The following is a 13709-nucleotide window of genomic DNA, read 5'->3' as shown; positions in this document are numbered from 1 at the left end:
TTTTCTTAATTATCGTGATTTTTGGCTTTTTGGGGATTGTATTTTATCGTATTTCAATTTGAAGTGCGGAATGTGGGCTCAATTATAGATTACCAAACGCTTCCGAAGGGACTCTACTCGCTGTTTTGCCGTGGTATTGTCTGGATCGCAGGCGAGAGCTTGTTCGTAAATTTCCAAGGCTTGAGCTGTTAATTTCTTGCGCTCGTAGGCGTGACCCAGGTTGTTGAGAGATGTAACGTATTCTGGCTGCAACTTCAGGGCTTCTTTGTACTGGCGGATCGCGATGTCGTACTGTTCTTGGCCGAAGTGTGCAAAACCGAGGGCGTTGTATATAACAGCTTGATTTTCTTCGCCTTCTAAGTCTTTCGCTTTCAGGGCTTTTTGAAACAGGACGATCGCCTGAGAGTAAAGCTTCTTATCTAGATAGATACTTCCTAATTCGTAGTATTCCTGCGCTGTTCCTTTTTCTACCGTCAGTTTATTTTCTAAGCGTTCTAAAGACATTTCCAGGTTCCGAGTTGTGAGAATCTGGCGCACCACAAACCAGCAACTACTGCCCAGTATAGCTAGCAGGACTGTCAGGTAAACAATGAGCAAATTACTATCCATGTTTTTCTTAAAATTAGGTAGGTCTGTGGAAGGTTTTATTTATTTTAATTGGCTAGAAATCTCAGAGATTTGCCTCTGCAACTGTATAAAAAACACGGAAATAGCGATCGACCGGCCCGATCGCGATTTCTGAAAAAGCAAGAGTCCAGAAGTAAGAACAAAGAAGGAAAGTTGGTCTCAACCTCCTAAATTCATCAGGAGTTTTCCTTCTCTGGCAGACAGTTAAATCTTTCTTACTTCTGCTTTGTGCATTCTGAAAATCAAGGGAACTTTCAGGCTCCGGCTCGATTAGCCATTTCCACGACTTTACCGAATGTTGCCGGGTCAATGATCGCCATTTGTGCCAGCATTTTGCGGTTGATTTCGATGTTGGCTTTTTTCATGTTGCCGATCAGTCTGCTGTAGCTCGTGCCGTGCTGGCGCGATGCGGCATTGATCCGAGCAATCCACAGGCGGCGGAAATCGCGTTTGCGTTTTTTGCGATCGCGATAACCGTTACGCAGGGCCTGCATCACCCGTTGGTTAGCTGTGCGGAACTGTTTCGACTGTGCGCCTCGGAAACCCTTGGCTAATTTGAGAATTTTTTTGCGGCGCGCTCTGGCGACATTACCGCGTTTTACCCGTGTCATCTTTAATTTCCGTTAAACTTTACAAGTATGGAAGCATTAACCGCACGTTAGCGTCGTTGGTCTCGTCGATGACGACCAGCTTAGAGAGACGGCTTTTGCGAGCTGAACTTTTGTGCTGTAGCAAGTGGCTTTTGTAAGCTTTACGGCGCACAATTTTACCGCTGCCGGTCGCTCTAAAGCGCTTTGCGGCTGCTTTGCGAGTTTTGAGTTTTGGCATGAACTGGTGTTATTTGGACACAAGCTTATACCGTATCACGTTTGTGCTACTTTCTGCAAGGGAGATTTGCGGGTTGGGGGTGGCGCTGCATTTGCGGCGATATGCGGCGATATACAGGATGGGCGATCGGGTAATCTTGCGGTAGTTTGCTGTAGTTAACACCTAGTATAGAATGTTATACCCCAGTTGCGGTATCATTAAGCGTTCATGAAATTCAATCTCAAAAAGATTTAGTTCCACAGGTTCCGGCGATCCGAGCCGTTCCTTTTCCGGTCGATTTATTTGGCAATAATTAAACCATAAGTTTAGTGACGGACTTTGCAGCCACATATTAAACTTTTGAGTTTAATCATTACTAACTACCATCAGTAATCAAACAATTTAAGACGATTTTTATAACTGACTTATATGTTTCTATTACACGGTATATTTTAGCTATTTAATTAAGAAATACTAAGAAAGGTTCAAGGCGGTTGAAACCCCGTGTCGCTTGCATCTGTACTCTGAAGATACGCTCGCTTTCCGCGTCCCGTGTTTTTTTTGTAAATGTGGATCAGGGGTTTACGTCAGCAGTTTTTCATGCTCTGTTTTTTCTTCTTTTCTGGGGGGTTCGGTCTTTGAGTGGCTGCATTGTTAGTTAATAGGTTGTGTCAATCGATTTTAGATTTTAGATTTTAGATTTTAGAATTGAAGCATTGACTTGCGCGAGATAAACTCGGGGGGCAAGTTTCATCGGATACAGGTTTTTTATTTCTGGGTACTGATACCATTTTTTTAAAGATGTGATAGACTTGTGTAAAAAGTAAAGGAGAGAATTACAATGTCTGGTCGTCCTCATATAAAGATTACCTAATCTGTAGAAAGTTTGCGAGAAATACTCAAACAACAAAAGAGAATCCTAGCTTATAACAAAGTCCAAATGCTTTATTTATTTCAGTCAAAACAAGTAGAACCTGTGCGGGAAGTATCGGCAGTTTTAGGTAAAAGTGAGGCAACAGTTCATCGCTGGCTCTTTCAATATAAAGAGGGCGGTCTGGAAAATTTGTTAAAAAATCGGCAGGTTTTTGGTCGCCCAAAAAAGTTCTCAGTTGAAGTAGCAGCTTCATTGCAACAAGAGTTGAGAGACCCCGAAGGATTTCAGAGTTATAAAGAAGTTCATCTTTGGCTCTGGTTGATTAAAGGAATAGCCAGTAGTTACCCGGCTGTATATTATTTAATGAGAAAAAATTAAAAAGTAAATTAAAAATTCCAAGACCTCGCAGTATTTCTCAGAAATATACGGCAATTAATGAATTTAAAAATAACTTGCATCAACAGATAAAAGCTTTACTAGACAAAGCTTTACCTCAAGTAAACAAATATAAAAAAGTCACTTATTGGTGTAGTGATGAACGATAGGCTAGGACTACATACAATTCGTCGGCGCAAGCTGACGCTTTCAGGCGTAAAGCCCATCGGGAAGCATCAATGGAAATTTGAGTGTTTTTGGCTGTATGGGGCAGTATAGATCCCAAAACAGAAAAAGTTTTTTTTGGGAGTTTTCCCATTTAGACAAAGTTTGTTTTGGAGCATATTTACAACTTTTGTCAATACAATATCCTGAGCAATTACACATCATTCAAGTTGATAACGCACCTGCTCATAATTTGGACTCATCTGAATTACCAGACAATGTTATTTTACTATTTCAGCCTCCCGCTTGTCCGGAAGTAAATCCGACAGAAAGAGTATGGGAATATCTGAAAGATTTTTTAGCTTGGTCGGTGTTTAGTAATCTTGACGAACTCCGCATAAAAGTCCAGGAAGTTTTGGTATCCTTCACCGATCGTGTCATTGGTTTTCTCACCGGATGGTCTTGGATTTTACATTCTTTATCTCTATCGCATCTTTAAAAAAATGGTATGAGTCTGCTTTCGGAATGAATCCGGGGGCTTGTATCCTGGATGCTTTCGGTTCGTGTGCCCATCAGGGTGAACGATCCTACAAGCCAGACAGCGAAACAACATTCCGCGAAATGATCAAGCCGTCGCAAATGAATCAATATGAGTTTCAAGAATGGCTCTACAGCTACAAGCCTGCGTAAACCGTTGAATTTGTGCTGATTAAAAATCCTGACCGCATGTCGATATCGGCACTCGAACATAATAAATAAAGGAGGTATTTAAGCGGGATGGAGTATTAAACTCTCAATACAGGTCTTTCGGGATTTTCGGGATTGGGAACTAGACGCTGATTTTTGCAATCTACTAGCAAATCTAAAGTTTCTAACACAGTTTGACCGATTAGCACCATATCCCCTAAAACCATTGCCGCCTCAATTGTCTCGCGCCCTTCTATTTCAATGATAACAGGGCCTGTTAATCCCACTGTTTCTTGTCTGCCATCGGCATATTTTGCTATTTCTTGACTCCTAATTCTTAAACCGAGGTGTTCGCAGACTTCTACAGGAATAGCTGTGCGTACTGCACCAGTATCTATCAGTGCTTCTGCTTCGTACACGCGCAACAGATTTGGATTGAGCAATCCTCTCTTGACTAACTCTTCATCAATGGCATTCGTTAGCTTGACTTTGACTCGAAGTGCACCCATATTTTTGCTGGCTTGAGTTAGATCGCGATCGAGATTTATCAGATCGCCTCTTTTCGTCTAGAAAGTCTACCTTTGATTGTAGCAATAACTTATGGTAGTAAGGTTCGCAGTGCACACCCTAAAAGTAGAGTTTGTAAGTAAGTCTTACAGCGTATTCCAGGTTTAGGAAGTGCAGTAGGGACAAAGGCTTTCGCCCTGTCCCTACGGGGATCTATCACTCTTGTGGGGAGTAGGGGTTGGGCATCATGCCAGCCCTAAACATACAAGTTAAATGCACAACAGCTTACTCATCTTCTGCATAGATAAACCGATACAATTCGCTAGGATCTGGCTCAGCGCTTTTCTCAGCAAAATCGACTGCATCATCAATTACTGCTTGAATTTTATTATCGATCTCTTTCAATTCTTCAGCAGTTGCCAAAGTTCGATCGATCAAATCAGCAGCCAACTTCTTAATCGGATCGCGGGGGAACCAATATTCCTTCTCTTCCTTAGAACGCAACTCATCAGGATCGGCCAAAGAATGGCCGCGAAAGCGATAAGTCAAAGCCTCAATCAAAGTCGGCCCCTCGCCGGCTCGGGCCCGCGCTACAGCTTCTTTCGCCACTTCCCGCACCGCCAAAACATCCATCCCGTCAACCTCAAAACCAGCCATGCCAAAAGCATGAGCTTTCTTGTAAATCAGTGGGTCAGAAGTAGCTCGCTCGTGGGCCATCCCGATCGCCCATTTGTTGTTTTCCACAACATAAATAATCGGCAACTTCCACAAAGCCGCCATATTCAAACATTCAAAAAACTGCCCGTTATTTGCAGCACCATCGCCAAAAAAACAAGCAGTCACGCCATCGGAACTCTCATCCCCCAAAGCTTCGCGCCGGTACTTCGATTGAAACGCCGCCCCCGTAGCTACAGGAATCCCCTCAGCCACAAAAGCATAGCCCCCCAACAGTCGGTGTTCGGCAGAAAACATGTGCATCGAACCGCCGCGGCCCTTCGAGCAACCAGTTTCCTTCCCGAACAACTCCGCCATTACCTCCCGCGCCGGGACGCCCGCGCTCAAAGCGTGAACGTGATCGCGGTAGGTGCTGCTGACGTAATCGGTGTCATCCCGGCGCATCGATCGAATCACGCCAGTAGAGACTGCTTCCTGACCGTTGTACAAGTGGACAAAACCAAACATTTTGCCCCGGTAGTACATCTCAGCACACTTGTCCTCAAAGTAGCGCCCCAAGACCATATCCTCGTAGAGCATTAAGCCCTCATCCCGAGAAATGTTTACGCTTTGCGCGTCAAAAACTGGTAAAGTCCGTTCCTGAACCATAAATAATTAATACCCGACGATCGGCTTCCTTGACATCTAAATTTAAACCGAGATGGGACACAACCGCAGCAGAAAACGATCGGACCTTTGCTGTGCAGCAGTTCACCAATTGTTAAAATGAGTTTGGCCATCGGGGCGGATTGCCGGGACTGGGAGAACCAACTCGCATCTAAACCCCATGCACACGAATGATATAATTCCATTACTCTCAAACCCGAAAATGCTCAAGAGTCAAACTACTCATTTAGCTGACGGGCAGTGGGCCTTTGCATTTTCCTCACTGTAAAACGCCCTAGAGGGAAAAAAATCAGAGGATCTCTACGGCAAGTCCAACATACCGTGAAGGGGGCCGTTGGAAGCCAACACCAGAATTTTTGATTTGGTTTGCGGGAGTATGTCACTTAAGATAGGCTAATTCAGTTGCTAGCGCTTTGGGGAAGTGGACAGTGTTAATTCCACTAGATTACTACCGGATTTTGGGTCTACCGATTCAAGCTACTGCCGAACAGTTGCAGCAGGCTCACCGCGATCGAACTTTACAGCTTCCGCGCCGGGAGTATTCCGAAGTTGCGATCGTCGCCCGCAAACAACTGCTCGATGAAGCCTGCGCCGTTCTGTCAGACTCAGAGGGGCGCAAAGCTTACGATGCCAGTTTTTTAGCCAAAACTTACGATCGAGAGTCGGAAGCCGCACAGGAAGCCAAGCACCAGAGGTCAAAAACCTCAGCAGGCACGGCCACCTTCCTGCAAGACGCAGGAGAAACCGCTCCGGCAGAGTCCAAGGCTTTAGAGGCTGCTCCCGACCCCCACACTCCAAGTATTGAAATCGATGACAACCAATTCGTAGGAGCCCTGCTCATACTGCAAGAACTGGGAGAATACGAACTCGTACAGAAGCTGGGTCGCCCGTATCTTAACAATGGCAGCATCGCGATCGCAGAAGGTCGTTTCGGCGACAAAGATCTCGTGAGGCCAGATATAGTTTTAACTGTCAGCCTTGCCTGTCTAGAACTCGGCCGCGAACAGTGGCAGCAAGGTCAGTACGAAAATGCCGCAAAATCATTAGAAGCAGGTCAAGAATTGCTGCTGCGCGAAAGCCTATTTGCAAGCGTGAGGGGTGAAATGCAAGCCGACATATACAAACTCCGTCCGTACAACATTTTAGAGCTATTATCGCTTCCCGAAGAAAAAGTCGCCGAGCGTCGCAAGGGACTGGAAATCCTGCGAGAAATGCTTCAAGAACGAGGCGGTATCGACGGTTCGGGAGACGATCGATCGGGTTTAGGAATAGAAGACTTCCTCCGGTTCGTGCAGCAAATGCGTAAACACCTAACCAGCAGTGAGCAGCAGGCGCTATTTGAAGCCGAAGCCGGCCGCCCCTCCGCAGTCGCCACTTACCTCTCGGTCTACACCCTGTTAGCCCAAGGATTTGCTGCCAGACAGCCATCAATGATCCGTCGGGCCAAGCTGATGCTGATGCAGCTCGGTCGCCGCCAAGACGTTCACCTGGAAAAAGCCGTCTGTTCCCTGCTGCTGGGCCAGACAGAAGAAGCCAGCAGAGCCCTGGAACTCAGTTCGGAGAAAGAACCCCTGGCCTTCATTCGCGAACATTCCCAAGATTCACCCGACTTGTTGCCCGGACTGTGCTTGTACGCCGAACACTGGCTACAAGAAGAAGTGTTTCCCCACTTCCGCGACTTGGCCAACGAGTCAGTGTCCTTGAAAGACTACTTTGCTGACCCGAAAGTACAAGCTTACCTAGAAGCTTTGCCACAGGACGCAGAAACCGCCAACGAATGGGTCGTCGTGCAGCCCCGCGCCGGCAAGCTCCCAGGGCGACTGCAACCGACAGCAGGCCGATCGCCCGCTGCCATACCCGCACAGCCACCCACAGCCAAGCAGGGAGCCAGTACAGTCACCTTGACCCCCGTACCGGGCGACGCTTCTACCGCAGCCTCTGGCGCGAAATCCCAGGGAACGGTGGCCGCGCCTAGCGCTGTTGCCCCCGTGTCTATCCCGATAGCTACAGTGCCACACCCTGCTGAATCGACTTCCAAACATCGCAGACGCCAACATTCAGGGCGCAGCGGAGCCAGCGGCAAGGGGCTAAAGGGCGATTTGGTCGATCGAGCGCGCACCAAGACAGCAGAAATTACCGCCCAAGTCAAGTCCATGCCTCCAAACAGGCTGGCTTTGTTTCTAGTCGCAGGTGTCCTGAGCCTGTTACTCCTGTGGTTAATACTCAGTCTGTTGGCTAGCGCGATGCAAGCCCTATCGGGCCCCCTCCAAGGAGAGCAAGCCCTCGTCCGCCTGGAAGAACCGCCCCTAGAAATCCCTGCCTTGGCCGCGGCCCCAGAGCCTCGCGCTGCAGGCGCAGTGTCGGGAGAAATCACTGAGGAATCAGCAAGAGACTTAGTTCAAGGCTGGCTATCGGCAAAAGCAGCGGCTTTGGGCCCCAATCACGCTGTCGAAGAATTAAAGCAAGTTCTGACAGAACCGGCTTTGTCTCGCTGGCAATTGATGGCAGAAGCTCAACAGCGAAACAACGCGCACCAGCGTTATGTACACAAGCTGGAAGTTAATGGAGTTAAGACGAATCCGACTAATCCCGATCGCGCCCAAGTAGAAGCCCAAGTCGCGGAAAAAGCCGAAGTCTTCGATCGTTCTCAACTCGTTTCTTCGCGCAACGAAAACCTGCGGGTGCGCTACGACTTGATCCGTCAAGAGGGACAGTGGCGAATTATGGATTGGCAAGTGATTAAGTAAGGAATTGGTAATTAGTAATTGAGGAGAAGGAGTCAGAAGTCAGAAGTCATATTATGTCCAGTAGATTACGCCTAATAAGGTAGGGGCGGGTTCACGAAAAATATCTGCCAATAATTGACAATCTCAAAAACCCGCCCTTTTAATCGCTCGATCTCGATCGGATATGATATCAGAAGAAAGAAGACTGAATTAAGCATACCTATGCCTGAAGTCAGGGGTAACTGTCACGGAAAGAATTTTTTGCGAACCACGATTAAAATCGCGGGATTTAAAGCTCGATTCTCCATCCTGTCCCACAGAAACTGTTCTGGATTCTGGCTCCTGAATTCTTCGTAATTGGTAATTTCTGCTTGCTAATTACTAATTCCCAATTTCTAATTATGAGGTGAGTTTTTAATAGCAAAAGCGGGAGTTTTGAATTGCAGATTATTGTTGAAGGCTGGCGTTTTATTTATCATTCCTATTGCGTAGTCAATCAATTTCAACTGCTGGAAATGCACGCGCGGCGCAGCTATCCCGTAGGGAATCGCCAGCGAGGAAAAATTGAGCTTTTCCACCGCGATATGCCCTACATTGACCCAGCTTGGGAGACGAAAATTAGTTTGTTCGATCGCCCAAATGAAACATTACTTCGCAGCATTAAGAGCCCTGCGGTAAATCAGTCAGCCGATGTTACCCTGCGAATGTACTGCCCGTGGGACTTCTCGGCATCCAGCAGCGCTCAAACTTGGGTATTTGCAGCCACAGAATGGGGGATTGTTACCAGTACAGTATTGCGGGGGATGGGGGTTAAGTCGATCGCCCAAACCGCGGTTAACTCAGAAACGAAAATTATTACACCTTCAGCTTGGTCAAAAGCTGGCTTAATTCGCAGCGGAGTTGAGGCCGATCGCATTGCCGTTGTACCTTTGGGAGTCGATCCTAAGATTTATTATCCTGCAGCGGGCGATCGGCGTCAATCACTGCGCCAAAGTTTCGGCTGGTCAAACTATTTTATATTTTTAAACATTGGAGGGCAAACGGATCGCAAAGGTATTCGCCCTTTATTAAAAGCCTTCGCTGCGGTAGTTGACAAATATCCAGATGCGAGATTAGTTTTAAAAGGTTCAGAACTGCTTTATCCGTCCAGAGACGAGATTGCCCAAGCCTGCCGAGTTGTGTTCAACGATGCGGAAAGAGCGAGGGTTTTACCAAGATTAATTTATACGGGTAGCCAGCTATCTTTTGCTCAAATAGCAGAGTTTTACCAAGCAGCAGATGTTTATGTTTCTCCCTATTTGGCAGAAGGTTTTAATCTGCCGGTGTTGGAAGCAGCAGCTTGCGGTTTGCCGGTTATTTGCACTGCGGGCGGCCCTACGGATGATTTTACGCGATCGGACTTTGCACTGCAAATTGAAAGTAAATTTATGGCTGTGGCGAGGGAGGGGGAAACTTTATTTATCTTAGCTCCTGAGTGGGAACATTTGACTGATTTGATGCGAAGGGCGATCGAACAGCCTGGAATTGCTGCGAAAGCGAGGGTTGCTGGCCCGGCTTTTGTGGCTGAAAATTTTACTTGGAGGCGTGTAGTCGATCGATTGCTTGAGGTTATGGGAGGAGATAAAAAGAGAGAGGAGAAGTCTATTTTTGAGCCAATAATTTTGTAGTTTGGGCGTTTCAAGCCCTAGATAGGGTTTTAGGTATTTTCCGGCGTACCTGCCATCTGGTAAGCACTTTCAGCAGCAAGTTTCAATCCCTGATAGGGTTTTAGGTATTTTCCGGCCAACACGCGCAACCTGAAGCTAAGCCAGCTAAACGTTTCAATCCCTGATAGGGTTTTAGGTATTTTCCGGCTTGGCTTTGATGGGGATGATATTGATTTTCTCATTAACGTTTCAATCCCTGATAGGGTTTTAGGTATTTTCCGGCGAAAGTACCTCTAAAATCGGCTTGAAGACTGTAGAGTTTCAATCCCTGATAGGGTTTTAGGTATTTTCCGGCAAGGTCGAGATAACAGTTGAATTTTTCAGTTTCGTTTCAATCCCTGATAGGGTTTTAGGTATTTTCCGGCTCACTACGCCAACGCGCAATCCATCGTCAGCCTCTTGCTGAGTTTCAATCCCTGATAGGGTTTTAGGTATTTTCCGGCAAATATCGACGACATTAAACTCGAAACAGTCTAAGTTTCAATCCCTGATAGGGTTTTAGGTATTTTCCGGCGCACTTCCGCATCGAGGTTGTCACCCATCAACTCGTTTGTTTCAATCCCTGATAGGGTTTTAGGTATTTTCCGGCCCGATGGCGACCCGCTACCGCCACCGATTTGATGCAGGGTTTCAATCCCTGATAGGGTTTTAGGTATTTTCCGGCACCAGTTGCGATCACATCCATCAACATCCCCGCGTCCGGTTTCAATCCCTGATAGGGTTTTAGGTATTTTCCGGCGAAAGTGAAGTGGGCGATCGAATTCTGGAGACGACGGGGTTTCAATCCCTGATAGGGTTTTAGGTATTTTCCGGCGTGGCGAAATTGACGTGGTAATTTTAGCGGCTCCGTTTCGTTTCAATCCCTGATAGGGTTTTAGGTATTTTCCGGCTTTTGCTCCACACATCCAGCGGCCGATGGTATTGACCTCAGTTTCAATCCCTGATAGGGTTTTAGGTATTTTCCGGCATGAATTTCCAGGAGATTCCGAAGACCCAGCAGCCGGAAGTTTCAATCCCTGATAGGGTTTTAGGTATTTTCCGGCTCAAAATATTAATCTGGTACGAAGAAAACGATGAGGTTTCAATCCCTGATAGGGTTTTAGGTATTTTCCGGCTCTCTTTAACACTTTTTATTCGACTATACAAAAGGTTTCAATCCCTGATAGGGTTTTAGGTATTTTCCGGCTGTAATAGAATTGCCAGCAGCTTGCCCTACTAAGTTTCAATCCCTGATAGGGTTTTAGGTATTTTCCGGCTCAGGTTCGCTGGAACAATTGTCTGGGTCTGTTCAGTTTCAATCCCTGATAGGGTTTTAGGTATTTTCCGGCTTGAATTTACAAAAGCTGTCGAAATTAGCCAAACCGCCCGTTTCAATCCCTGATAGGGTTTTAGGTATTTTCCGGCTGAAATCAGTCCGCCAAGCAGCCACGGCTGTGAGTTTCAATCCCTGATAGGGTTTTAGGTATTTTCCGGCTTGGATTTCAAGCTATAGATAAATTTATCTTGAAAGTTTCAATCCCTGATAGGGTTTTAGGTATTTTCCGGCTTAATTTTTGAGCGCATTGAGGAGTACCCATATACTTTGTTTCAATCCCTGATAGGGTTTTAGGTATTTTCCGGCTTAATCAGACTCCAAGTAATTAGCTGCCCAGCTAGGGTTTCAATCCCTGATAGGGTTTTAGGTATTTTCCGGCGTAGCCTATTGTCTAAATATTAGCCACGTTCATGTTCAAGGTTTCAATCCCTGATAGGGTTTTAGGTATTTTCCGGCTAGCGAATCCCAAGTTTGGGGCTGTTCTATTTAGTTTCAATCCCTGATAGGGTTTTAGGTATTTTCCGGCTAGGATAGAGTTTAATTCACAATTTTAGTCTTTGTTTCAATCCCTGATAGGGTTTTAGGTATTTTCCGGCTCAATATGTCGGCTTATGCAAACACCACTCAAAAGTTTCAATCCCTGATAGGGTTTTAGGTATTTTCCGGCGTTACCTGCTGCTAGTTATTTTGGATTGAAGAAGCTTGTTTCAATCCCTGATAGGGTTTTAGGTATTTTCCGGCCCAAAATGCAACAGATGATCGAGGTACTAGCCGCAGTTTCAATCCCTGATAGGGTTTTAGGTATTTTCCGGCATGAATACAGTCACAAGCACACCAACCAATATTCGTTTCAATCCCTGATAGGGTTTTAGGTATTTTCCGGCCAGATCCTGGTGAAGACTTTGCCACAATCAAATTTCGTTTCAATCCCTGATAGGGTTTTAGGTATTTTCCGGCGCAACGTTCAAGAGGTAGCGCTTCCGAAAGTCGAATGTTTCAATCCCTGATAGGGTTTTAGGTATTTTCCGGCATTCCTCACACTCTCCCCCGATTCTGCCGCCACGGTTTCAATCCCTGATAGGGTTTTAGGTATTTTCCGGCGTTAAATGTTTTGGATTGTTTTGGATTTTATGGGTTTCAATCCCTGATAGGGTTTTAGGTATTTTCCGGCCATAGATAGGTTGCTGTTAGGAAGTCGGCACGATGTTTCAATCCCTGATAGGGTTTTAGGTATTTTCCGGCACAAACAGCACCCGCCCCGCCCCGCATCATTGCAATGTTTCAATCCCTGATAGGGTTTTAGGTATTTTCCGGCTTGAAACTTTTTAAATTTAAGTTACAGAAAAAAGATTCAAGGTAGTTTCAATCCCTGATAGGGTTTTAGGTATTTTCCGGCTTGTACTCCGGTCTGGATAGCGCCCCATATCTGTTTCAATCCCTGATAGGGTTTTAGGTATTTTCCGGCTTTAAATTGCCGTTTATATAAGCGGTTGCGACGTATGTTTCAATCCCTGATAGGGTTTTAGGTATTTTCCGGCTTAGCCCGCCGCCTGCCGATTTTCCGGCTTCAAGTTTCAATCCCTGATAGGGTTTTAGGTATTTTCCGGCGGAATGATGCTGTTGTCATTGCTATGGTGTCAAATAGTTTCAATCCCTGATAGGGTTTTAGGTATTTTCCGGCTTCGATGGTCATGCGGCGCTGGAAAAATATACAGGTTTCAATCCCTGATAGGGTTTTAGGTATTTTCCGGCCTTACTGGCCCTTCATCGGTACGCTAGCCCCCAGTAAGCAAACGTTTCAATCCCTGATAGGGTTTTAGGTATTTTCCGGCGTAGGTACATCCGCAGCTTGTATTGCAGATAGTACGTTTCAATCCCTGATAGGGTTTTAGGTATTTTCCGGCTCTACATAGTAACGAAAAACCACCACTTCAAATAAAAGTTTCAATCCCTGATAGGGTTTTAGGTATTTTCCGGCCTAAAGGTATTATTTACTATGTATCGAGCAATAAAGTTTCAATCCCTGATAGGGTTTTAGGTATTTTCCGGCAGCCCGTTCCAGAAGGCAGGGTATATTTGGTTTTCAAGGTGCAGTTCCGTGAATCTAAAATAAAAGTACCATTCCAGCCTTCGGCTTGTCAATACCCGATTTTCCATACTCACTCCAAAACCTTATCCTGTAAAGCTTTCAGACTTTGCGTCCGTCTTTTTTTCAGACTAGGGGCATCAAACTCTTGCGGAACATGAGTTTGAGGCGAAAAATTTGATACCCCGATTTTAACACCTACCCATTCACGGAAACTAAGCAAAAAATATTGTGCGATCAACGGGATCTACGCCACCAATATGTTCGATCTTAGCCTGACAGCAAGCGCACAGCGGAAAAAACCAAATACTTTTTTTCTTGGGTTGGAAGACTTGGTTCGGCATGGCGATCGTAACTTAGACTTGAGTCCTAGCCTGCATCAATCTCATCAACTGGTTGGATGACTTGGTTCAGTGTGGCGATCGTAACTTAGACTTGAGTCCTAGCCTGCATCAATCTCATCAACTGGTTGGATGACTTGGTTCAGTGTGGC

At 45.9% G+C, this 13709-nt stretch carries 7 protein-coding genes, 1 pseudogene and 1 CRISPR repeat array; of the genes and pseudogenes, 3 read left to right on the top strand and 5 right to left on the bottom strand.

All coding sequences use genetic code 11. The features are described 5' to 3' along the window. Positions 1-78: 78 nt before the first annotated feature. The 3 genes from QUB08_RS19140 to rpmI all read right to left on the bottom strand — a co-directional run bounded on the left by QUB08_RS19140 (position 79) and on the right by rpmI (position 1455). Complete coding sequence (locus QUB08_RS19140; protein ID WP_333226185.1) at positions 79-609, bottom strand: tetratricopeptide repeat protein; 531 nt, start codon at positions 607-609, stop codon at positions 79-81. Between the two features lie 272 nt (positions 610-881). Then, entirely contained in the window at positions 882-1238 is a 357-nt protein-coding gene (gene rplT / locus QUB08_RS19135; protein ID WP_006634165.1) for a 50S ribosomal protein L20, read from the bottom strand. 19 nt (positions 1239-1257) lie between these two features. After that, on the bottom strand, positions 1258-1455 hold the full coding sequence (gene rpmI, locus QUB08_RS19130) for a 50S ribosomal protein L35 (protein ID WP_006634164.1): 198 nt from the start codon (positions 1453-1455) through the stop codon (positions 1258-1260). 865 nt (positions 1456-2320) lie between these two features. Between rpmI and QUB08_RS19125 the strand changes: the two are divergent. Beyond that, positions 2321-3347: pseudogene (locus QUB08_RS19125) on the top strand (IS630 family transposase). A 286-nt stretch (positions 3348-3633) separates the two neighbouring features. Here QUB08_RS19125 and QUB08_RS19120 read toward each other — a convergent pair. Continuing rightward, a complete protein-coding gene (locus tag QUB08_RS19120; RefSeq protein ID WP_333226184.1) occupies positions 3634-4044 on the bottom strand; it encodes a retroviral-like aspartic protease family protein in 411 nt (136 codons plus the stop codon). Between the two features lie 283 nt (positions 4045-4327). Continuing rightward, positions 4328-5365, bottom strand: coding sequence for a pyruvate dehydrogenase (acetyl-transferring) E1 component subunit alpha (pdhA, locus tag QUB08_RS19115; protein WP_006634162.1), 1038 nt, complete (start codon positions 5363-5365; stop codon positions 4328-4330). 446 nt (positions 5366-5811) lie between these two features. On the opposite strand from pdhA, the gene QUB08_RS19110 reads away from it, so the two are divergent. Both QUB08_RS19110 and QUB08_RS19105 read left to right on the top strand, forming a co-directional pair. Continuing rightward, positions 5812-8130 (top strand): IMS domain-containing protein, encoded by a 2319-nt coding sequence (locus tag QUB08_RS19110; RefSeq protein WP_333226183.1) that lies wholly within the window; start codon positions 5812-5814, stop codon positions 8128-8130. Positions 8131-8549: 419 nt separating this feature from the next. Beyond that, on the top strand, positions 8550-9776 hold the full coding sequence (locus tag QUB08_RS19105) for a glycosyltransferase family 4 protein (protein ID WP_333226182.1): 1227 nt from the start codon (positions 8550-8552) through the stop codon (positions 9774-9776). A gap of 8 nt (positions 9777-9784) precedes the next feature. Further along, positions 9785-13180: a CRISPR direct-repeat array (repeat unit 37 nt; unit sequence GTTTCAATCCCTGATAGGGTTTTAGGTATTTTCCGGC). Between the last annotated feature and the right edge of the window lie 529 nt (positions 13181-13709).

Source organism: Microcoleus sp. BR0-C5 (assembly GCF_036705045.1).
In the GTDB taxonomy this organism is placed as follows: domain Bacteria; phylum Cyanobacteriota; class Cyanobacteriia; order Cyanobacteriales; family Microcoleaceae; genus Microcoleus.
Note: the sequence above shows the minus strand (reverse complement) of the source record. Positions and strands in the feature narration are given on the sequence as shown.

What these genes read in the sequence shown, in the direction of transcription:
- QUB08_RS19140 (WP_333226185.1), bottom strand. Translation starts at nt 609, where the DNA reads ATGGATAGTAATTTGCTCATTGTTTACCTGACAGTCCTGCTAGCTATA.
- rplT (WP_006634165.1), bottom strand. Translation starts at nt 1,238, where the DNA reads ATGACACGGGTAAAACGCGGTAATGTCGCCAGAGCGCGCCGCAAAAAA.
- rpmI (WP_006634164.1), bottom strand. Translation starts at nt 1,455, where the DNA reads ATGCCAAAACTCAAAACTCGCAAAGCAGCCGCAAAGCGCTTTAGAGCG.
- QUB08_RS19120 (WP_333226184.1), bottom strand. Translation starts at nt 4,044, where the DNA reads ATGGGTGCACTTCGAGTCAAAGTCAAGCTAACGAATGCCATTGATGAA.
- pdhA (WP_006634162.1), bottom strand. Translation starts at nt 5,365, where the DNA reads ATGGTTCAGGAACGGACTTTACCAGTTTTTGACGCGCAAAGCGTAAAC.